21 protein-coding genes are annotated in these 23,429 nt (G+C 27.5%); 14 read left to right on the top strand and 7 right to left on the bottom strand.

The annotated features are described in order from the left end of the window. Nucleotides 1–595 precede the first annotated feature (595 nt). The 9 genes from MR285_RS01715 to MR285_RS01755 all read left to right on the top strand — a co-directional run bounded on the left by MR285_RS01715 (nt 596) and on the right by MR285_RS01755 (nt 12,012). A complete protein-coding gene (locus MR285_RS01715) occupies nt 596–790 on the top strand; it encodes a hypothetical protein (RefSeq protein WP_293557433.1) in 195 nt (64 codons plus the stop codon). Between the two features lie 327 nt (nt 791–1,117). Then, nucleotides 1,118–1,573 (top strand): signal peptidase II, encoded by a 456-nt coding sequence (gene lspA, locus MR285_RS01720; protein ID WP_293557435.1) that lies wholly within the window; start codon nt 1,118–1,120, stop codon nt 1,571–1,573. Nucleotides 1,574–1,576: 3 nt separating this feature from the next. Beyond that, on the top strand, nt 1,577–2,479 hold the full coding sequence (locus MR285_RS01725; protein ID WP_293557437.1) for an RluA family pseudouridine synthase: 903 nt from the start codon (nt 1,577–1,579) through the stop codon (nt 2,477–2,479). A gap of 1 nt (nt 2,480) precedes the next feature. Next, nucleotides 2,481–3,857: an NAD(P)/FAD-dependent oxidoreductase gene (locus MR285_RS01730; protein ID WP_293557439.1), complete on the top strand. Its 1,377-nt coding sequence runs from the start codon at nt 2,481–2,483 to the stop codon at nt 3,855–3,857. 80 nt (nt 3,858–3,937) lie between these two features. Further along, nucleotides 3,938–5,335, top strand: coding sequence for a tRNA (N6-isopentenyl adenosine(37)-C2)-methylthiotransferase MiaB (gene miaB, locus MR285_RS01735; protein WP_293557441.1), 1,398 nt, complete (start codon nt 3,938–3,940; stop codon nt 5,333–5,335). Further along, nucleotides 5,316–7,934 (top strand): DNA mismatch repair protein MutS, encoded by a 2,619-nt coding sequence (mutS, locus tag MR285_RS01740; RefSeq protein WP_320850372.1) that lies wholly within the window; start codon nt 5,316–5,318, stop codon nt 7,932–7,934. The genes miaB and mutS overlap by 20 nt, the downstream gene beginning before the upstream one ends. Beyond that, nucleotides 7,934–9,808 carry a DNA mismatch repair endonuclease MutL gene (gene mutL, locus MR285_RS01745; protein ID WP_293557445.1) on the top strand — a complete coding sequence of 625 codons (1,875 nt, stop codon included), beginning with the start codon at nt 7,934–7,936 and terminating at the stop codon, nt 9,806–9,808. The genes mutS and mutL overlap by 1 nt, the downstream gene beginning before the upstream one ends. Next, on the top strand, nt 9,809–10,729 hold the full coding sequence (miaA, locus tag MR285_RS01750) for a tRNA (adenosine(37)-N6)-dimethylallyltransferase MiaA (protein WP_293557447.1): 921 nt from the start codon (nt 9,809–9,811) through the stop codon (nt 10,727–10,729). It begins immediately after the preceding gene. Next, entirely contained in the window at nt 10,726–12,012 is a 1,287-nt protein-coding gene (locus MR285_RS01755) for a methionine gamma-lyase family protein (RefSeq protein ID WP_293557449.1), read from the top strand. Before miaA ends, MR285_RS01755 begins: the two co-directional genes overlap by 4 nt. A 274-nt stretch (nt 12,013–12,286) precedes the next feature. On the opposite strand, the gene lexA is transcribed toward MR285_RS01755, so the two are convergent. Beyond that, on the bottom strand, nt 12,287–12,907 hold the full coding sequence (lexA, locus tag MR285_RS01760) for a transcriptional repressor LexA (protein WP_293557450.1): 621 nt from the start codon (nt 12,905–12,907) through the stop codon (nt 12,287–12,289). A gap of 194 nt (nt 12,908–13,101) precedes the next feature. Here lexA and MR285_RS01765 point away from each other — a divergent pair, with 194 nt between their 5' ends. The 5 genes from MR285_RS01765 to MR285_RS01785 all read left to right on the top strand — a co-directional run bounded on the left by MR285_RS01765 (nt 13,102) and on the right by MR285_RS01785 (nt 19,029). After that, the gene (locus MR285_RS01765) at nt 13,102–13,398 is read left to right on the top strand and encodes a LysM peptidoglycan-binding domain-containing protein (protein WP_293557452.1); all 297 of its coding nucleotides are present in this window, start codon (nt 13,102–13,104) and stop codon (nt 13,396–13,398) included. 127 nt (nt 13,399–13,525) lie between these two features. Continuing rightward, on the top strand, nt 13,526–15,058 hold the full coding sequence (rny, locus tag MR285_RS01770; RefSeq protein ID WP_293557454.1) for a ribonuclease Y: 1,533 nt from the start codon (nt 13,526–13,528) through the stop codon (nt 15,056–15,058). 49 nt (nt 15,059–15,107) lie between these two features. Next, the gene (locus MR285_RS01775) at nt 15,108–16,070 is read left to right on the top strand and encodes a tyrosine recombinase XerC (protein ID WP_293557456.1); all 963 of its coding nucleotides are present in this window, start codon (nt 15,108–15,110) and stop codon (nt 16,068–16,070) included. 23 nt (nt 16,071–16,093) lie between these two features. Then, nucleotides 16,094–16,735 (top strand): copper amine oxidase N-terminal domain-containing protein, encoded by a 642-nt coding sequence (locus MR285_RS01780; protein WP_293557458.1) that lies wholly within the window; start codon nt 16,094–16,096, stop codon nt 16,733–16,735. A 572-nt stretch (nt 16,736–17,307) separates the two neighbouring features. Next, nucleotides 17,308–19,029, top strand: coding sequence for an NFACT RNA binding domain-containing protein (locus MR285_RS01785; RefSeq protein WP_293557460.1), 1,722 nt, complete (start codon nt 17,308–17,310; stop codon nt 19,027–19,029). An 8-nt stretch (nt 19,030–19,037) separates the two neighbouring features. Here MR285_RS01785 and MR285_RS01790 read toward each other — a convergent pair whose 3' ends face one another. The 6 genes from MR285_RS01790 to recA all read right to left on the bottom strand — a co-directional run. Continuing rightward, entirely contained in the window at nt 19,038–19,355 is a 318-nt protein-coding gene (locus MR285_RS01790) for a YerC/YecD family TrpR-related protein (RefSeq protein ID WP_293557462.1), read from the bottom strand. Between the two features lie 95 nt (nt 19,356–19,450). Then, entirely contained in the window at nt 19,451–20,101 is a 651-nt protein-coding gene (locus MR285_RS01795) for an ATPase (protein WP_293557464.1), read from the bottom strand. Between the two features lie 4 nt (nt 20,102–20,105). Further along, a complete protein-coding gene (locus MR285_RS01800) occupies nt 20,106–20,339 on the bottom strand; it encodes a hypothetical protein (protein WP_293557466.1) in 234 nt (77 codons plus the stop codon). Beyond that, entirely contained in the window at nt 20,340–21,791 is a 1,452-nt protein-coding gene (locus tag MR285_RS01805) for an AAA family ATPase (RefSeq protein ID WP_293557468.1), read from the bottom strand. It abuts the gene before it with no gap. Next, a complete protein-coding gene (locus MR285_RS01810; protein WP_293557470.1) occupies nt 21,788–22,765 on the bottom strand; it encodes a metallophosphoesterase in 978 nt (325 codons plus the stop codon). The genes MR285_RS01805 and MR285_RS01810 overlap by 4 nt, the downstream gene beginning before the upstream one ends. An 11-nt stretch (nt 22,766–22,776) precedes the next feature. Next, nucleotides 22,777–23,429 (bottom strand): recombinase RecA (recA, locus tag MR285_RS01815; protein ID WP_293557471.1); only part of this gene is annotated, 653 nt, incomplete at its 5' end.

Consider the following 23,429-nt stretch of genomic DNA (forward strand, 5'->3'; position numbering starts at 1 on the left):
AAAAGACTTTTAACTGATAAAGAGTTTAAAAGGTTAGAAAATAGCAAGTTTAAGGCATACAAAGGTATTAAAAGAAACTAAAATGTCTTTAGAAAAAATTCGTAAATATCTATTAAGATGATTAAGCCTAGGGTTACATGCCCTAGGCTATTTTTTTATTGAAAAAATAATTAAAAAATATTTAAAAAATTAAAAAAATGTTGACTTTATATAATACGGGTAGTATAATAAATTCAGGAGGTGAGGAAATGAGCAATAAAAACCCCAAGAAGGGTAATAAAAAAGAGCTACTAGAATTAATAACACTTTTGGTCAATCTGGTTGTTGCAATACTAGGATTGATAAAAGAAATTTTAAAATAGTAACTCTAAGAGAGGGAAATTCCCTCTCACCCTTTAAGGGTATTATATTACAAAATGCTCATTGAGTCAAAATGAAAAAAATAGATACGAATATAATTTTATTAAGTGTAATCACTGCGATAAATGCGATAAGTATTTTTAAAGACTTTGGAATAATTAGCAATGTGGTGGTTATCATTCTATGCTTACTATTGATAGTTAAAATTAAGGCAAAGTGAAAAAGGAGTTTAATCGTGAAAGAATTAAAAACATCAGAAGCACAAAGAAGAGCTACAAGAAAGTGGGAGCAAAACAACCCAGAAGCTAAGAGATATAGCCGAAACAAGGGAAATGCAAGAACCTTTGCAAGGAAGTACGCAAAGACTTTAGAAGAGGTTGAAGAGTTAGTTGAAATTTTTAAAAAAGAAAATCCTAACTTTAAAAAATAATTAGGAGTTTATAACACTTTAGAAGAAGCAGCAAAGGCAAGAGAAGAGGCCGAAGAAAAATATTTCAAACCAATAATTGAGAAGTATAAAGATAAGATCGAGGATTAAAATAAGCCCTGCTTGATGCGGGGTTTTTATTTTTATTATGTAATTGCACTCTCCCAGTGTCACTCGGTCAAATCTCGTCAAAAATCGTCAAAAATAAATGGTATTTTTTGATATTATTTGTATTTTTAGTTTTTAAAAATATTGATATTTCTCTTGTAATAAGCTACTATATAGCATGTGTATTAATTTTTTGTGTGCGAATTTTAATAAGGAGATATTATGTTTGTTGCTATTTTTAGCATTATTTTAATAATTATAGATCAATTCACAAAATATTTGGTAGTTACTAATATTGCAAACGAAAATCCAATTGTATTAATAGATGATTTTTTGAGGTTATACTATATAGAAAATAGAGGCGCAGCCTTTGGAATTTTGCAAGGATTTAGATTTTTATTTGCAATAATTACAATTGTAGTTTTATTAGTTTTAATAATATTTTTAGTTAAAAATTACAATAAGGTACCTTTCATTTATTTATTAAGTTTCAGTCTTCTTATTGGTGGAACTATTGGAAATTTTATTGATAGAATTAGACTTCATTATGTCGTTGATTTTATTAGCATGAAGTTCTTTGGACATGATTTTGCAATTTTTAATTTTGCCGATATGTTTATTGTTATTGGGACAATTTTAATTTCTATTGGAATAGTTCTTCACGACAATAAAAGGTGATGTATGTATAAAAATACTTTTGTAATAAATTCAGAGGCTGTTGACACTAGACTTGATAAATTTTTAGATAAAAAGCTTGAAATAAATAGATCTCAGATAAAAAAATATATTAAATCAGGTAATATAATATTAAATGGGAAAATTATAAAAGCTGGGTATAGTTTAAAAAAGGGTGATATAGTTACAGTATCTTATGAAAATGAGAAGCAACTTCTCCCAGAGAAAATTGATTTTAAAGTTTTATATGAGGATGATTATCTCGCTGTAATATCAAAGCCACAGGATTTAGTCGTGCATCCTGGAGCTGGGAATATTAGTGGTACTCTTGTAAATGGTTTACTATATAGATTTAAAGATTTATCTAATCCAATAGATGAAGAAAGACCGGGAATTGTACATAGGCTTGATAAAGATACATCTGGTCTTATGATTATTGCAAAAAAAGATGAAGCCTACTACAAACTCATAGAAATGTTTAAAAGTCACAAAATTGAAAAACATTATTTGGCAATAGTCCACGGATTTATCGATGAAGATTTTAAAGTTGATGCACCCATTGGACGAGATCCTAATAATAGAATAAAAATGAAAGTAATTGAAGAAAACTCTAAGCCTTCTTCTACAAGTTTTCATGTTTTAAAAAATTTTGATAAATTTACTTTGCTTGATGTTCTACTGCATACTGGAAGAACGCACCAAATTAGAGTACATTTATCATATGTAAATCATCCAGTTGTAGGGGATGAAACTTACGGTATAAAAAATAAATATAAAGTTAATAGGCAACTTTTACATGCTTATAAACTTAAATTTATTCACCCAATAACAGGTGAAGTTATTGAAATTATAGATGAATTTCCAAAAAGATTCACTGATTTTATGAGTATTTTTAGCGAGGAGAAATAATTTGAATAAGTACGATGTGATAATTGTTGGAGCAGGTGCCAGTGGTGTCTTCGCTTCCTATGAATTCAAAAAATTAAATTCAGATTTAAAAGTTTTAGTAATTGATAAGGGAAATACAATTTATAAAAGACAATGTCCAATAAAAACAGGTAAAGTTGAAAATTGTATTGGATGTAAACCTTGTAACATCATGAATGGATACGGTGGTGCAGGAACTTTATCTGATGGAAAATATAATATAACTACGAATTTTGGCGGACAAATGCATGATTATATTGGAAAAGATGAGTCAATTGAATTAATGGAGTATGTGGATTCTGTTCTTTGTAAGTTTGACGGTGGAAATTCTAAACTTTATGAAACAACTGCTTCAAATTTAAAGACTCTTGCACTAAAGCATGATCTTCATTTACTAGATGCTAAAGTCAGACATTTTGGAACTGATAGAAATGTAAAGATTTTAGAAAAGATTTTTGAGTGGACAAAGGATACTATTGACATGATTTTTAATACAACCATTGTCGATGTTGAAAAAAATGATGAATTTAAACTAACAACTGATAAGGGTGAAATATTTTATTGCAATAAATTAGTTCTTGCTTCAGGAAGAAGTGGGTCAAAATGGATTTCACAAATTTGTAAGAAGTTTAATATTAATTTATTTTCAAATCAAGTGGATATTGGGGTTAGAGTTGAACTTCCCGCTGAAGTTTTTAAGCATATAACAGACGCTGTATATGAATCAAAAATAGTTTATCAAACTAAAGCTTACAATGACCTTGTGAGGACTTTTTGTATGAATCCTTATGGACAAGTAGTAGCGGAAAACACTAATGGAATTATAACTGTAAATGGACATTCCTATGCGGATCCAAAACTTCAATCTGATAATACAAATTTTGCTCTGTTAGTTAGCAATACATTTACAGAACCTTTCAAAGATTCAAATGAATATGGTGAATCGATAGCAAAGCTTAGCAATATGTTAGGTGGTGGAGTTCTTTTACAAAGATTTGGAGATCTTGTTAAGGGAAGAAGATCTGATACAAGAAGAATGCTTAAATGTTTTACAGAGCCTACTTTAAAAGCAACCCCAGGAGATTTATCTCTTGTAATTCCAAAAAGACAATTGGATTCAATTATTGAAATGATATATGCACTTGATAAAATTGCACCAGGGACTGCAAATGACGACACTCTTTTATATGGAGTTGAAGTTAAATTTTATAATTCAAGAGTAGAAACTAACTCAAATTTTGAAACTTCAGTAGAAGGTCTCTTTGTCGTAGGCGATGGTGGAGGTGCAACTCATTCACTTTCTCAAGCTTCTGCTTGTGGTGTATATGTTGCGAGATATTTAAATAGTATTTTAGGCTAAGAGTATGTATTTGCATACTCTTTTCTTGATAAATAAGCTATTTTTCAGTTATAATATAAACACATGAAATGAGGATGTAAATGGAAAATAAAGAATTAATTAATGATATAAATAACAATATTAATGAATATATTAGAAATATAAAAGAAAACGTTGATGAAAAAAAAGCTCTTGTTATAACTCATGGTTGTCAAATGAATGAACATGACTCTGAGAAAATAACTTGGCTTCTTGAAAAAATGGGGTATACTTTTGTAAATGATGTTGAAGATGCAGATCTTGTAATTTTAAATACCTGCTCTGTTAGACATTCTGCTGAAGACAAAGTATATGGTCAACTTGGAAATTTGAAAAATTTAAAGTCTAAGAAAAAAAATATTAAAGTTGCAGTATGTGGGTGTATGATGCAAAGGGAGGAATCTAGAAATTATGTGATAGAAAAGTTTCCAAATGTTGATATTATTTTTGGAACAAATAATATTTGGAAGCTTCCTGAACTTTTAAGTTCATCCTATGATGGCAGAAAACTTTCAATTGACATTGAGGAAAATCCACTTAGCATAGATAATTCTCTTGGTGCAAATAGACTTTATAATTTCAAATCCTATGTGAATATTATGTATGGTTGCAATAATTTTTGCTCCTATTGCATAGTTCCTTATACGAGGGGAAGAGAAACTAGTAGAAAACCAATTGAAATAATTAGAGAAATTGAAGAATTAGCAAAAAATGGAACTAAAGAAGTGACTCTTCTTGGGCAAAATGTAAATTCTTATGGCAAAAATTTTGACGATAAATTTTCTTTTGCAAATCTAATTGAAGAAATTAATGATATCAAAGGAATTGAGAGGATAAGATTTATGACATCTCATCCAAAAGATATCTCCGATGAATTAATTTATTCCTTCAAAAATTTAAATAAACTTTGCAACTTTTTGCATCTTCCAGTTCAAGCTGGTTCTTCAAGAGTTTTAAAAATGATGAATAGAAAATATACTAAGGAAGATTATCTAAGAAAAATTGACAAAGTAAAAAATGTTAATCCAAATATTGCCCTTTCAACAGACATAATGGTAGGCTTTCCTGGGGAAAGTGAAGAAGACTTTCTCGACACTTTAGATTTAGTTAAAAAAGTTGAGTATGATACATCCTTTACTTTTATATATTCTATGAGAGAAAATACTCCTGCTGCGAAAATGGAGCAAGTTCCTGATAAAGTTAAGCATGAGAGATTTGAAAGACTTTTGGAAATTTTATATCCAATACAAGAGAAGAAAAATAAAGCATTTATTGGAAGAGATGTAGATGTATTGGTTGAAGATTTTTCAAAAAAGGACAACACATATGTAAGTGGAAGAACTGATGAATTTAAGCTTATTAATTTTAATGGAAATAAAAATGATATAGGTAAAATTTTAAAAGTTAGAGTAAAGGATGCTAATAGTTTTTCTCTAGTAGGTGAAAAAATTGAATCGTGAAAATTTAACACCTATGATGCAGCAATATCTTGCTGTTAAAGACAAAAATCCTGATGCAATTTTATTTTTTAGACTTGGCGATTTTTATGAAATGTTCTTTGATGATGCACTACTTGCTTCTAGAGAGTTGGAAATAACTCTTACAAAAAGAGATGCCGGACTAGAAGATAAGGCTCCAATGTGCGGAGTTCCTTATCATGTGGCATCAGGTTATATTTCAAAATTAATAAATAAGGGCTATAAGGTTGCAATTTGCGATCAAGTAGAGGATCCAAAACTTGCAAAAGGCATAGTAAAAAGAGAAGTTACTCAAATTATTACTCCAGGAACATTTACAGATACAGAATATTTAAAGAGTGATTTAAATAATTATTTGCTTTCGATTTTTATTCACGGATATTCTTTAAATTTAACATATTCAGATTATTCTACTGGTGAAATTTATTTTACTGAAAAAACTTTTTTGTCAAAATCAGAGCTTTATAATTTTTTACAAGATGAAATTGACAGAATTAGTCCCAATGAAATACTTTTAAACGAAGAGATTACTTCTAAATTTAAAGATAAAATTAAAAGAGATAATATTTTTATTAATCCTTATATTTCTGAAAATTTAAAAGATATAAATTTATTTAAAGAACTAGGAGAATATTTTAGTGAAAATTTTAAGAGCAGTTTAAAAAATTTTATTTATGAAAATAATATTTCTGATTACACATCATTAAAAAAGATTTTACAGTATTTAGTAGTTACTCAAAAAATAAATTTAAAACACATAAATAATATAAAATATTACAATAATTTTGATTATTTAATTTTAGATGAAAGTTCAAAAAGAACTCTTGAAGTGGTAAAGGGTCTTAACACCTTTACCAAGAAAGGTTCTCTATTAGATGTTTTGGATAAATGTAGTACATCTATGGGTTCACGTAAATTAAAAAAATGGGTTGAAAGTCCTCTTGTAAATATAGATAAAATATTAGAAAGGCAAAACTTAATAGAAGCTTTTACTAAGGATTTACTTCTTCAAGACAAATTAGAAAAATTGTTAAAGGAAGTTTATGATATTGAAAGACTTGTTGTAAAAATTTCCAATGGAAGCATAAATCCTCGCGAAGTTGCATCACTTAAAAACACAATTATAAATTCGAAAAAGATAAAAGAAATTTTAGAAAATTATAACAATGAAAACTTAAAATATTTGGGGAAAAAATTCATAGATCTAACTAATATTTATGAAAAAATTCAAAATATTTTAATTGAAAATCCTCCAGTCGTTATTGAGGATAATAGAATAATTAGAGAAGGTTATTCTGAAGATTTAGACGAACTTTTTAAATATGCAATTGAAGGTAAAAATTGGTTACTTGATTTTGAAAACAAAGAAAGAGAAAGAACTGGGATAAAAAAATTAAAAGTTAAGCACAATAAAATTCTTGGATATTTTATTGAAATAACAAAATCTTTTTTAGACCAAGTTCCCGATGACTATATAAGAAAACAAACCTTAGTTGGTTCAGAGAGATTTTTTTCCTTAGAATTAAAAAACATGGAGGGAAAGCTTCTTGGTTCAAAGGAAAGAGCCCTAACTCTTCAATCTGAAATTTATAATGAATTAAAGGATTATATTGCAAGCGAAATTTATAGAATACAAATTTTGGCGGACAATCTTTCAAATTTAGATTCTCTTTTATCCCTTGCAAAAGTTTCTAATTTAAATAATTATGTAAGACCAAAGTTTAATGAAGATGGCTTTATAGAAATAATAAATGGAAGACATCCAATTGTAGAAACCTATATGAAGGATGATTTTTTTGTTCCAAATGACACATATATTGACACAAAAAAGCATATGATTCACATAATTACTGGTCCAAATATGGCTGGCAAGTCAACTTACATGAGACAAGTTGCTCTTATAACAATTATGGCTCATATAGGATGCTTTGTGCCTTGCGATAGTGCAAATATATCCTTAGTGGATAGAATCTTTACAAGGATAGGTGCTAGTGACAATCTTTCTAAAGGACAATCTACATTTATGGTTGAGATGCAAGAAGTTGCAGACATAATCGACAACGCAACTCCTAAATCATTATTAATTTTAGATGAAGTTGGCAGGGGGACAAGCACTTTTGACGGTCTTGCAATTGCAAATGCAATAATCGAATACATTGCAGAAAATATTAAAGCTAAAACTCTTTTTGCAACTCATTACCATGAGTTAGTTCATCTTGAAGATAAATACGATTCTGTAGAAAATTTAACTATTGCAGTTGATAGACAAGATGATGAAATAATCTTTCTAAGAAAAATAATTAAAGGATTTTCAAACAACTCCTATGGAATTGATGTTGCAAAACTTGCAGGTATTGATGATTCAATAATAAATAGAGCCAAAGAGATTTTGAATGTAATTGAAAGGGAAAACGAAGATATTAGCATTGACTTAAACAAAGAATATATTAAAAAAGAAAACAATAATCCCGAAATATTAAATTTTATTGACAAATTAAGGGAAATTAACATTCTTGAAATAAGTCCAATGGAAGCTTTTAATTTACTAAATGAAATTGTAAATAAATCCAAGGAGTTATAATGATTAGACTTTTAGATGAAGCAACTATTTCTAAAATAGCTGCAGGAGAAATAATAGAAAATCCTGCTTCAATTGTAAAGGAATTAGTAGAAAATTCTATTGATGCAGGTGCAGATAATATTCTCGTAGAAGTTAGAGGAGAGAGTACAGATTTTATAAAGGTTTCAGATAATGGATCTGGATTTTCTGAAGAAGATCTTAATGTTGCATTTTTACGTCATTCAACTTCAAAACTTGAAAAAATTGAAGATCTTGAAAAAATTAGAACTCTTGGTTTCCGAGGAGAAGCTCTTGCGAGCATTTCAAATATTTCAAAAATAAAACTTATGACAAAAAGAGAAGAAGACATTGCAGGTAATTCTCTTGTAATAGAAAATGGAAAAATTATAAAGAAGAATAAAGTAGGAATGCCAAAGGGAAGTACTTTTGTAATTAATGATGTTTTTTATAACACTCCTGTTAGAAAAAAATTTTTGAGAAAAGATTTAACAGAGATAAATAATATAATTGATATTGTACAAAAAATTGCCCTTAGCAATAATAATATTAAGTTTACATTAATAAGAGATGGAAAAACTATTTTAAATACTGGAAGCGACAGGGATCCAATTAACAGAATATTTAGCATATTAGGTTCAGAAATAGCATCTTCATTAAATGAGGGATCCTTTGAATCAGAAAATTATAAAATTAAAGGATTTTTCTCTGACAATAAAGTTTTTAGATCAAATAGAGACAGCCAATATATATTTGTAAATGGAAGATTTATTAGAAATGTTAATATTTCAAGAGCCGTTGAAAAAAAATATCACTCTTTAATTCCGCTAAATAGATATCCTGTGTTTGTTCTATATATTGATATTGATCCAAAGTTAATTGATGTTAATATTCATCCAAAGAAAAATGAAATAAAAATTTCTAATGAAAATATTTTAAATGCTATTTTAACTGAAATTGTTGAGGAAGTAATTTACCCAAATCGAAGTATAAGGGAAATCGAAATTGAAGATAAAAAAGAAAATATAAATGTTTTTGATATTTTTGGAGATGATGAGAAACCAAGAGATGATTCTCAAAGCAATGAATCTCATACAAATTTAAAAAGTATATGGGATTTAAAAAAAGAATCACAAGATAGAAATAATGAAGACAATTTATTTAATGCCTTTAATGAAGATGTAGTTTTGTACAAAGAAAATGAAGTTGAGAAGAATGAAGAAAAAACTTTAAATCAAGAGATTCATGAAGAAAATAATTTTTTATTTAATAATAAAAAAAATAAAATTGACGAAAAACTTTTAAATACAAATATTGTAGGAATTCTCTTTAAAACTTATATTCTTTTAGAAAATCAAAGAGATGGTATTGTTTTTGTAGTTGATCAACACGCAGCGCATGAAAGAGTAAATTATGAAAAGTTTTTGCATATGTATTTAAGTAGTGAAATTACTTCACAAATATTATTAAAGCCAGAGATAATTCAACTAAATCAAATTGAGTATGATAAAATTTTAAATTATTTAGATTTATTTACTAAACTCGGATTTAAAATCGAAAACTTTGGAGATAATTCTATTGTATTAAGGGAAGTTCCAATGATTTTTGGTCTTCCAACTTATGTAAATTTTATAAGAGATATCATCGATTCTCTTGATAAAGACATTTCATCGAATTATGAGGCAGACTTATATAAAATTATGAAAAAGGCTTGTAAGGCGTCTGTGAAGGCTGGAGATGACCTTTCTGAAATGGAAATTGAATCTTTAATTAGAGATTTAAAAAATTGCGAAAATCCTTATACATGTCCTCATGGCAGACCGACAATTGTAGAAGTATCAAAGCATACTATTTCAAAATTATTTTTGAGGGAGTAAATGGAAAATTTAATTATAATTACTGGACCAACTGGAATAGGAAAGACTGACCTTTCTCTTAAACTTGCTAAAAAATATTGTGGCGAAATAATTTCCTGTGACTCTATGCAAATTTATAAAAAACTAAATATAGGAACGGCAAAAATTGATATAAATGAAACTTCTATTCCTCATCATATGATTGATATTATTGAACCTTCAGATAATTTTTCTGTTGCTGATTTTAAAAATGAGGCAAAAAAAATTATAACTAGTATAAATAATAGGGGAAGAGTGCCATTTTTAGTTGGAGGAACTGGACTTTATATCAATTCAATAGTCTACAATTTAAATTTTACGGAAACTGAACCTGATTATGAGTATAGAAAAAAACTTAATAACATTTTAGAAGAAGAGGGAAGCGAATTTTTATACGAGAAACTTTTAAGCAAAGACAGTGAAATGGCTGAAAAAATTCACCAAAACAATGGTCAGAGAATTATTAGAGCCTTAGAAATTTTAAAAAGTGGAAATAAAAAGGGAAATAATTTTAGAGAAGAAAATGAGGACTACAATCTAATTTATATTGGTTTAAACATGAATAGAGATAAATTATATGAAAAAATCAATATTCGTGTAGATAAAATGATTGATTTAGGACTCGTAAATGAAGTAAAAAACCTTTTAGATGCTGGTTTAGATAAAAATTCTCAATCACTTAAAGCAATTGGTTATAAAGAAGTTATTTCATATTTAGATGGAGAAATTCAGTTTGATGAAATGGTGGATTTAATTAAAAAAAATTCAAGACATTATGCAAAAAGGCAGCTTACATGGTTTAGAAGAGATGAAAGAATAAAATGGTTTGACAAAGAGTCGGACACTATTTTGTATGATATAGAGGATTATATCAACAGCAAATTAATACAGGAGAAAAGATGACATTATACGATAAATTATTTGAAGAAGAGTACAATATCGATGGGAAAATAATTGAATTTGTAAATAAAAATGAAGCAAAAATACAAGATAGGTTTCAAAAGTTCAGCGACATTGCACAGTATAATCAAGTTAAAATTTTAAAAGCTATGCAAAAAGAAGGGTTAAAATCAACTGACTTTAACTGGACAACTGGCTACGGCTATGGAGATATTGGAAGAGATAAAGTAGAAAGCATATATGCAAGAATTTTTAAGACAGAAGATAGCCTTGTACGACCTAATATTGTCTCTGGAACTCATGCAATTACTCTTGCAATAAAATCAGTTTTAAAGCCCGGAGATCATTTTTTGTCAATTACATCAACTCCATATGATACATTGCAAAAAGTAATAGGCATAAGAGGAAATAGTCCTGATTCATTAATAAAAACAGGCTATGAATATTCTGAAGTGCCACTTGTTGATAATAAAATCGATATTAAAAACATAAAGAATTATATAAAAGACAATACAACTCTTGTAATAATGCAAAGATCAACAGGATATTCAAATAGAAGAGCTTTTACTATCTTAGAACTTAAAGAGGCAATTGATGAAGTTAAGAGAATAAATAAAGACATAAAAATTTTTGTAGACAATTGTTATGGAGAATTTACAGAATTAATTGAACCCAGTGAACTTAACATAGATATTATGGCAGGATCTCTTATAAAAAATCCAGGTGGCGGAATTTCTTATACTGGAGGTTATCTAGTAGGCAAGTCTCAACTTATAAATAGAGCAGCAAATATTTTGACTGCTCCAGGAATAGGAAAGGACTGTGGGCTTACATTTGGCATGACTAGACAAATACTCCAAGGACTTTTTATGTCCCCAAAAATTGTTGAAGATGCAATAAGAGGAGCAACACTTTTCGCAAAATGTTTTGAAGAATTAGGTTTTAAAACTATTCCATCAAGTGATGACCCAAGAAGTGATATTGTAACAGCAATTGAATTACAGAGACCAGAAATTCTAGAAACATTCTGCAAATACATCCAATTCTCTTCACCAGTTGACTCAGAATTCACTCCAATCCCTTGGGATATGCCAGGATATGACGATAAGGTAATAATGGCAGCAGGCGACTTTATAGAAGGTTCATCAATTGAACTTTCAGCAGATGGTCCTATGAGAGAACCTTACTATGTATATTTCCAAGGAGGATTATCTTACTATCACATAAAATTTGCATTAATACATTTGTTAAATGCACTTGATAAAGAAAGTCTAATCAAAATATAAAATATTTTTTAAGATTTTATATTTTTGTATGTTAAGTAATTAGATTATGATTATTTTTGAAAATCTTTTTTCAAGAAGGCAAAAAGTAAAATATTTTTGTTATATAGATGTCAATTAAAGATTGTAATATTTAGAATTTTACAAACAAAATTATTATTAAAATATGAATAGATGGGAATGTTAATTATTGTAGTCGAGATGAACTTCATAAAGCATTAAATAAAATAACCTTGCTGTGTGATAACAACAAGGTTATTTTTTTAGCCTATTTTTCTTAGTTTATTTTTCTATAAAGACCAACGATTTTTCCTAAAATATCAACTTTATCAAAGTAAAAAGGTTCCATTGTATCATTTTCAGGTTGAAGTCTATATCTATTTTTTTCTTTGTAAAAAGTTTTAATAGTTGCCTCGTCATCAATTAAAGCTAAAACTTTTTCGCCATTTCTAGCAGAATTTGTTTTTTCAATAATAACATAATCTCCATCACAAATGCCCGCATTAATCATACTTTCTCCTCTTACTTTTAAAATGAAAAGTTCTTTATTTGAAACAAAGTCAACGGGAAGAGGCATAGTATCTTCAATATTTTGAACAGCCAAAATAGGAGCACCAGCTGTGACACGACCAACAATTGGTACGTCCACAGTTTTCTTTTTAAGCATAAGTATATCATCATCTTGTGGAACTATTTCTATAGCTCTAGTTTTTGAAGCGTCTTTTCTAATATAATTTGTTGTTTCTAATTTTTCTAAGGCGTAATATACAGTAGAAGTTGATTTAATGTTACAACCGGAACAGATTTCACGAACAGTAGGTGGGTAGGACTTGGATTCAATAAATCTTTTAATAAAAAATAAAATTTCAAGTTCTCTTTGGTTTAAATCTTCGTACATGGTTTACCTCCTAATATTTCTAAATTAATAATATCACATTTAAACAAGTATTTCAAACTACAGTTTAAAAAAATATATAATTTTCTTGACATTTTAGAACTTTAGTTGTAACATCTGTTTAGAACTTATATTTGACACTATTGTTTGATACGAGTGTTTAAACTAATTATGAACAAAATATTTGAGGTGATTTTATGAAGAGAATTATTATTAACAAACCAAAAGTTTTTTTATTTTTATTATTAATATTTATTTTTAATTCAGGTCTAGTTATAAAAAATTTTGAAGATGAAAATTCGATAATGCAAGAAAAAAATATTATTCAAGTTTATACAGTAAAAAAAGGTGACACTTTATGGACAATTTCTGATAATTATGAATATAAAAATAAAATGAAATTTATTATGGAGATAGAAAATCTTAACAATATCTCATCCTATGATATTAAGCCAGGTTATAAATTAGCAATTCCAATTTATAAAAGTAAATAGATAACACGCATACACATACTTTTATGTTTGACTTATCCTTTTAAAAGATATAAAATAATTTTAAGGCTTATGCCTTGAAAATGATTTTATATTTGAAACATGAAAACTAAATAGGAGGTGTGTATGAATGGGTTTTAATACTTTAACTATTATTATCGGTATTATAGGTATAGCTTGTGGCTATGCTATTAGAAAATATATTTCTGAGGGAAAACTTAAAAATGCTGAAGAATTAGCTAATAAAATGATTTACGATGCTGAAAGTCAAGCTCAAACACAAAAGAAAGTTTTGCTTGTTGAAGCTAAGGAAGAAATTCAAAAATTGAGATCTGAGCAAGAAAATGAAGCTAAGATTAGAAGAGCCGAAATAAAAGAAATGGAAGAACGTGTTTTATCTAAAGAAAAACTTTTAGATAAAAAGTCTACTCAAGTTGAGCGTAAAGATGAAAAGCTTAACAAAAAACTAGAGGGTCTTAGGGAAAAAGAAGAACAAGTTGATGGACTTATTAAACAAAGAGAAGAAGAACTCCAAAAAGTTGCAGGTCTTACAAAAGATGAAGGCAAGGAAATTTTACTTAATGAATTAAAAAAAGAAATTACTAATGAATCAGCACTTATTATCAAAGAAAATGAGAATAGAATAAAGGAAGAATCCGGAAAATATGCTAGAAATGTTATAGCACAGGCTATTCAAAGATGTGCTGCTGATCAAGTTGCTGAATCTACTGTGGCTGTTGTAAATCTTCCAAATGATGAAATGAAGGGGAGAATTATTGGACGTGAAGGTAGAAATATTAGAGCTATTGAATCAATAACTGGAGTAGATTTAATTATTGATGATACTCCTGAAGCTGTTGTATTATCTTGTTTTGATCCTATAAGAAGGGAAATAGCAAGAGTGGCTTTAGAGAAACTTGTAAATGATGGCAGAATTCATCCAACAAAAATCGAAGAAACTGTTGAGAAAGCTAAAAATGAGGTTGAAACAATTATAAAAGAATCTGGTGAACAGGCAGCTTATGATGCTGGAGTTCATGGACTTCATCCAGAAATTATTAAATATTTAGGTAGACTTAAATATAGAACTAGTTATGGACAAAATAACCTTAAGCATTCTGTTGAAGTTGCTGAAATTGCTGGTATTTTAGCTGGTGAAATTGGTGCAGACGTTAAGCTAGCTAAAAGAGGGGGACTTCTACACGACATAGGAAAATCTGTAGATAGAAATTTAGATGCTCCACATGTTGATATTGGAGTTGAAATTGCAAGGAAATATCACGAATCAGAATATGTTATTAACGCAATTCAATCTCATCATGGTGATGTAGAGCCAAACTGTGTTGAATCAGTTTTAGTTCAAGCTGCTGATGCTATTTCCGCAGCAAGACCTGGTGCAAGACGTGAAACAGTTGAATCTTATATTCAAAGACTTGAAAAACTAGAAGAAATTGCAAATGAATTTGAAGGTATTGAAAAATCTTATGCTGTTCAAGCTGGTCGTGAAATCAGAATAATAGTAAAGCCTGAAAAAATCTCAGAAGCAGAAATTACAATTACTGCTAGAGATGTAGTAAAGAGAATAGAGTCTGAGCTAGATTTTCCAGGACAAATTAAAGTTAATGTCATTAGAGAAACTAGAGCAGTTGAATACGCTAAATAATTAGGAACCTGACTTATGTCAGGTTTTTATTTTTATAGGAGGTGAGAAATTGATAAAGTCAAACTTAGTTGATGATTTCTTAGATTACATGAAATCTACAAAGGGATCTTCGGAAAATACTGTTAAAGAATATTACTATGACCTAAGAATCTTTATAAGGTTTATAAAAAAAAGAAAAAATTTAGTAAGTGATTCTATTGATTTTGACGATATAGCTATTGAAGATATTACTCCGGAGATTTTAGAAAGCGTTACAAAACAAGATATATACGCTTATAATGCTTTTTTAGAAAGAGAAAGAAAGATATCAAATAGATCTAAGTTTAGAAAAATTTCATCTATTAGAAGTTTTTATAATTATCTTTATACAAAAATCGAAATTATAAAGAAAAATCCAGTAATAGATATTGATATGCCTAAAGTTGAAAAAACTCTCCCAGTATATTTATCGCTAGATCAAAGTTTAAATCTTTTGCAAACTATTGAAAAATCAAAGATAAAGCCAATTTATAAAAAAAGAGATTATGCAATAGTCACATTATTTTTAAATTGTGGAATGAGACTTTCAGAACTTGCTGGGATTAATATTTCTCACTTAAAGGATGATAATACGTTAAAAGTAATAGGAAAGGGCAACAAAGAGAGGACGATTTATCTTAATGAGGCTTGTGTATATGCTGTAAATGAGTATTTAAAGCTTCGACCACAAATAAAAGATGATGCGTTATTTTTATCAATGAGACAGCAAAGAATGAGCAATAGATCAATTCAGCACATGATTGAAAAGCACATGAAAAATTCTGGTTTGGACACAAATAAATATTCGGTTCACAAACTTAGACATACTGCAGCTACACTTTTATATGAGTATGGAAATGCAGATATAAAGTCTTTGCAAGAGATATTAGGACACGAATCTGTAAGTACAACGGAAATTTACACACATATAAATAAAAAAGCACTTAAAAAGATGGTTGAATCTAATCCACTTTCAAAAGTTAAAGAAAAATAAATTAAAAATACCAAGGAGAAAATATGAAAAAATTAAAAAAAATTGTTTTTGCTGGAATTATGACTATAATGTTAAGTACATCTGTTTTTGCAGTTGGGAAATTACCAAAGGAAGCCGTAGATAAAAATATTGATATTTACATTAATAATAATATTCAATCAATTCCAGAAGATATGGGAAGGGCATACCTTGATAAAGATACTAATAGGGTTATGGTACCAATTAGATATATTTCTGAAAATATGGGTGCGCAAATTAATTATTACCAAAAAAAAGAAGCTAAAACTAGTGGAATTTTAATTGGTGCCGTAGATGTATTAGTTGAAATAGATATTAATTCAACAAAGGCCAAGGTTAATAAGGCAGGAATAGATAATATAATTGATTTAGATTCTCCAGCAATTTTATATGATGGTAGGACTTATGTTCCAATTAGATTTATTTCGGAAACACTAGGACTTAGTGTAGATTGGAAAGATAATTCTGTTTATATTTCTGGTAAATTTAAAACTAAGGGAAAAAGATATAATTACGAAGAAAACAATAAAGAATCTAAAGTAAATGAAAATAACACAGATGATGCAAAAAAAGATAAATCTTTAGAAGAATTAAAAACTTCAAGTGACAAAGAACAGGATAATAAATCATCATATTCTATATTTTAATATAGTTTTATTATTTAAAACAAAGATAGGGTATGAGAAGATTTTAATTGACAGAGACAATAATAGTCACAAAATAATAATTTTGTGACTATTGTTTATTTTTTTACGTCTTTTCCAACTAAAACTTATCAAAATTTACGATTTTATAAATTTCAAGTAAATAACAAATACGAATTTTTTGCCGTATTTTTTATGTTTTCTTTATAGATGTTTAAATTTAGTTTTTTTAATTATAAATTTTTTTAAAATACATATTTTATGACAAATTTTATCTAGTACTATTAATATTAAATCTATTAATTTTTATAACTTGCTTTATTCTATATCTAATAATTTATCTAATAATTTGAAACGAGTAAAAATTTTGATATCTTGTTTAGAATTGTAAATTTCAATTTACATAAATTAATTATATATTTTCAATCTCATTAAGAATTATTTCGATTTTCTTTTATAAAATTTTTTATAAATTGCTACTATTTTTAATCTAACATTTGTTCTAAACAAACATTTTGAAACCATCCTTTCATATTAATTTATAAAATATGTTATAATAAATTTCAGGTGATAAAATGTCTTTAGACGGTACAGTAGTAAAAAATTTAGTTTATGAAATAAATAATCGCATCATAGATGGCAGGATAGATAAAATTTATCAAAATAACAATAATCTTTTAATTAATATTAGAGCTAAGGGTAAAAAAGAAAGGCTTTTTATATCCATTTCTGGAAGTCCTAGAATCTATTTAAGTGAAGAGATTTTTGATAGTCCACAAAATCCACCAGCTTTCTGTATGCTTCTTAGAAAACATTTAGAAAATAATCAAATTCTTGAAGTTTCACAATATAAAATGGATAGAATTATAAAGATACTTGTGAAATCTCGTGATGAATTTGGTGAATTTTCTAAAAAAGCACTTATAATTGAACTTATGGGAAAGCATTCTAATGTTATATTAATTGATGATGAATCAAAAAAAATTATTGATTCCTTAAAAAGAATTAATTTTAATTTATCTAGTGTTCGAGAAATTCTGCCGGGACTTATTTATAATCCAGAAGATATTTCAAGTGGATTTAATCCTTGCGAAGTAAACTCTATAAGAGAATTAATTAATAATTCAAAGGAAAACTTAAACTTAAAATCTTTTTTCTTAAAAATTTTTACTGGTATTAGTCCACAAATGTGTAGTGAAATTGAATATAGATCTAATATTGAATTTAGAAGAATTGTATCTTCATTATCTGAAAGTGAAACCAAAATTTTAGAAGAAGTTTTTTTAGAAATATTTAAAGAAATAAAAGAATGCAAATTTTCGCCAATAAAGATTTATAGGAATGAAATATTTAAGGACTTTTATTCAATAGATTTAAAAGAGTTAAGTGAAAATGAAAAATTCAAAGTAGAAAGTATCTCTTCCCTTCTTGAAGAATTTTATAATTCTAAATTTTTAAGGGATACTTTAGGTTTAAAAAATAAGGAACTAAAAAAATCTATAAAAAAAAATATAGAGAAATTGAAAAAAAAGGTTTCTAACCAATCAAATGAATTAAACATTGCATTAGATAGAGATAAATTTAAGGTTTATGCTGATTTAATCTCTTCAAATTTTTATAAAATAGAAAAAGGTGCAGAGTCAGTAAAAGTTGAAAATTTTTATAACGAAATGAAAGAAATTGAAATTCCCTTAGATCCAAAGCTAGATGGTCCATCAAATGCATCAAAATATTATAAAAAATATTCTAAATTAAAAAATGCGGCTAAGTTTCTTACAGAACAAATTGAAATAGGAAATTCGGAAATTAGTTATTTAGAATCAATTTTGTTAAACGTTGATTTTGCAGAAACTCCAGACGAAATAGATGAACTTTATGAAGAATTAGAAAAAGAAGGATATATAAAAAAGAAGAAAAATTATAAAAAGAAAAAGGATAATAAAGATAACTATATTTATGTAAAAACAGACGATGGTTTTGATATTTATATAGGTAAAAATAATAAGCAAAATGATTATTTAACACATAAAAAAGCAAAAAAAAATGACCTATGGTTTCACGTAAAGGATGCTCCAGGTTCTCATGTAATACTAAAAAATGATAATAGAGATTTTACAAATATTTCATTAATTACTGCTGCAAAATTAGCTGCAAAGTATAGTTCACTTTCAAAATCAAAAAATATTGCTGTGGATTATACTTTTAAAATGAATGTGAAGAGGCATCCCGCAAAAAAACCAGGACTTGTAATTTACACAAATTATAAAACTATAAATGTAAGCATAGAAAAAGAATAAGGTCGACCTTATTCTTTTTCTTCATCTTCATCTATAATATTTAATCTTGTTAAAACTAATTTATAACCATCAGCTCCATAATTTAAAGATCTATTAATTCTTGAAATAGTTGCAGTTGAAGCTCCAGTTTCACTTTCGATTTCATGATAAGTTTTATTTTTAACAAGTAGTTTTACAACTTGTAATCTTTGTGCAATTGCCTGCAATTCTTTAACAGTACAAATGTCTTCAAAGAATCTATAACATTCTTCTAGGTTTTCTAAAAGTAAAATAGCTTCAAATAATCCATCTACTTCTTTACTTTTTATTTTTGAGTCGTAAATCATTGTATCCTCCTGACTTCAATAATAATGTAATATATGAACAATTCATATTTTCACTAATATATTAACAATTTTACTTACTAAAGTCAAGATAAAAATCATTGATTATATATACTTACTTTGCTAATTCCATTTTTATTTGTTACATGAAAAGCTTTATCACAAATTTGAGAAAGATGTGGATTGTGAGTAACCATAATTATCTGTCTATCAAATAAATTTGATGATTTTTTCAGAAATTCACCTAAATTAAAAATATAATCATTGCTTACATGTTTTCCAGGTTCATCAAGAATAAGCGGACCGGATAGCTTTGGTTGATTTAGCTGTAAGAATGCAATTCTAAGAGCGAGTGAAATAATATCAACGACTCCTCCACCTCTAGAAATTTCTGGTTTAGTTTTTATACTGTAGCCTTCAGGATAATTACTTTGTACAAAAAATTCTGCAACAGGAACAGAACGAGATTCGGATAGTTCAATTAAAAATTCAATATCTGTTTCAAAAATAAATTGTAAACATTTTGTGACTGTATCTTCAATTTGTCTTTTAGATTGTTCTCTTGCAAATTCAGAGGTTTTTTGAAATAAAACAGAGACTTTAGTAAGAATATCGCTGTACTTTTCTTTATCATTTAAAGTTTTTTCAGTTTTTTCTAATTGTTGGGTTAAAATTTCAATTTTTCCCTCATCACTTAAAATTTTATTATTTAGTTCAATTAGTTTTAAATCAAGTTCTTTTAAGTCCAAAAAATCACAACCTAGGCATTAAATTACTAGCTTCGTCAAAAAGTTTATCAATTTCATTTTTTAAATCAGAAATTTCACTTTCAAGATCTTCAGGTTTTATACCCAGCTTTTCGATTTCAGCAAGAATATCTTTTTTTTGTGAGTTTAATTGTTCCAATCTAGCTTCAGATTTATATTTCATATTTTTTAATCTGTCTAAATTATCTTTTAATATTTTCAAATTATCTTCGTAATTCATTTAATCATTCCTCAAGTGGTATTTTATGTGCTCAATTGAATTTTCATCAATTTGACTGTAACAGAAAGGGCATATTCCCATTTCTAAGATTATTTTTTCGTAAGAGTCAGAACATTCTTTAATATTTGTATAAATATTTTTAAGACTATTTTCTGTATCAAAAATTTGTGTAGAAATCTCTTTAAAAATATTATTTATTTCAATAATCTTTTTTAAAGAATTCAATTTATCTTGTATATTAGTTTCAATAAAATTAATTTTATTATTATTGTCAAAGTTTTTTATGTAATCCTTACCTAGATCAAGTTTTAAATTAATTTTGTTTAAACTATCTTTATACTCATAAATTTTTGAATAAAAAGTTAAATTTTCTTCTAATTTTTCTATAATTTTTTGAATATTGTCATTGTTCTCATAATTTTTCAAATCATTATTTACATTAGCTATATTCTTGATATTTTCTAAATACTTAGTGTACAAACTTTCGTAAATATCTAAAATCTTTTTATCATCATCAATTTTAGATATTATGAGATTTAGTTCGTCTAGAGATTTAAGCTCAATTAAAATATTATTTATGGAATTTGTTTCAATATCTATTTTTTCTATTTTTTTTAAATAATTTTCAAAACTATTTTTCTTAAAAATAAAATTTTCTAGTACTGATGCAATCTTTTCTAAATCATTGAGACTTTTAAACTTTTTAACTAAACTTGTGATTTCATCAAGTTCAATTTTGTTTTTATCAAGAGTTTCCTTTAATTTAATACTAAGATTCAATCTTTCTTGCAGATATTTAATTTTGTTTCTAATTTCGGTAATTTTTTCGAATTTTTCTTTATAATCTTTAATATAATTAAATTTGACAAGTTGTTCCTTTAATTCATCTCTATTTTTTATTAATTCAGCGATTTCTTGATTAGTTCGCTTGTTATCTCTTACTACAGTCCTCAGTGCATCATCAACATAATTTACGCCTATTAATCTACCAATTGCAGATGCACGAAGCGATGCTTGTTCATTTAATAAAAATGGTCCATCTAATTGTTCGGCAATATTTAAAATTGTTTTATTATTTGAATTATCTAGGGGAACTTTATACATATTTGTTGCATCTGTAATTTCCTTTGGAACATCAATGCCAAATCCTTCAAATCTCATTTCATTGCCTGAAGAATCAACGAAAAAATAAGAATTTTTTGATGGAGTTTTAGATCTTTCAATTATTACACCATTGGAGAAAGTGATTTTTACAGAGACATCTTTCTCGCCTTGTCTAATAAAATAATCTCCCTTTGGCTCATTATAAAGAGCCCATTTTATAGCTCTTAAAATTGCTGTTTTCCCTACATCAGAATTGCCTAAGATTACATTTAGACCTCTGTCAAATTCCATTTCAGTGTAATCATGAGATTGAAAGTTATGAAGTTCAATTTTTTTTATATAAATCATGAATAACTAACTCCATTAATCTGTGCTTCTTCGAATCTTTTCAAGGCTTCTTTTTTTACTTCTTCAGAAATATTTTCACTTTTAGAAATTTTTAAAAGTAAATCAAAAATATCTAAGCTTTTATAGTTAGAGGTTGAGTCAATACTTTCTTTAAATTCAGCAAGTTTAATCCCCTTAAATTGATGCCTTTCCATCTCAGATCTATCCAATACTTCATCTCCTGGTTTTGCGCATTTTAAAAAGCGATCTTCTATTTTTATTTGATCTTCTAAGGTAATAATATTAACTTTTGGTTTTCTTTTAATTTCTGCATTAGAATTTGAGATTCTAATTAATGCTCCAGGATTTACAAAATATTTATTATCTATTTTAACAGTTTTAAACCCAAAGTGATAATGACCTCCAAGAGTTATGTCTGCTTTAGTTTCCTTAATATCGTCAATTAAAGTATGGGAAACTTCTTTCATAAAAGGTTTGTCAATTAAAAATCCATGAGTCATATGAATTGAAAATTTACAGGTATTATCAACTTCATTTATAATATAATTATGTCTATTAGAAATTTCATCCATGGAATATACATAGGGCGAACCAGTTAGTTGAACTTTTATATCTTTTTCTAATATTATTTTTTTATAATTTACTAAATGCATAATGCCCAAATTACATAAAAGTCCAAGCATAGTTCGATCTAAAGTGTCTGGATTATGACCAAAAATATCATGATTTCCACTAATAATATAGATTGGTACACTATATTGTTGAAAAATTTGTGCAAATTCTGAAACTATACTTACTGAAACGTCAGGTCTATCAAATAAATCGCCACCATGCAAGACATAGTCAATTTTTTCTTCTTTTATAATATTTGCAATTTCTCTTAATTTTTCTTTTAAAGTCTCTTTATAATCATCTAACCTATTTTGAGGATTGGTTCCTCTAATATGAGTATCTGTTAGATAGAGTATTTTCAAAAAATCACGCCCTATTTATCCTCTTCTAGAAAGTTTTCTGGCTTAGCTGATTCATTATTGAGTTCATCATCTGACATTAGATTGTAGTAAACTCTAACTTTATGTTCAATTTCCTTTAATATTTCAGGATTTTTTTCTAAAAACTCCTTGGAATTTTCTCTGCCTTGACCAAGCCTTTCTTCGCCATAGGAATACCAAGCTCCTGCTTTTTTTACAATATCAGCTTCTGCTGCTACATCTAGAATATTTCCAACACTAGAAATTCCCTTGCCATACATGATATCAAATTCAGCTTGTCTAAATGGAGGAGCAATTTTGTTTTTAACAACTTTAACTTTAACTCTATTTCCTATTATTTCGTCACCCTTTTTAATAATTTCTGACCTTCTAATATCAAGTCTTACTGAAGAATAAAATTTAAGAGCTCTCCCGCCAGTAGTAGTTTCAGGATTTCCAAACATAACTCCAACCTTTTCTCTAAGTTGATTGATAAATACAACTGTACATTTAGATTTGTTTATTGCACCAGTAAGTTTTCTAAGAGCTTGCGACATTAATCTTGCTTGAAGACCAATTTGAGCTGCACCCATCTCTCCATCAATTTCAGCCTTTGGAACAAGAGCTGCAACAGAATCAATTACAATTAAATCGACAGCATTAGATC

Source organism: Peptoniphilus sp., assembly GCF_022767005.1.
Taxonomy (GTDB): domain Bacteria; phylum Bacillota; class Clostridia; order Tissierellales; family Peptoniphilaceae; genus Peptoniphilus_A.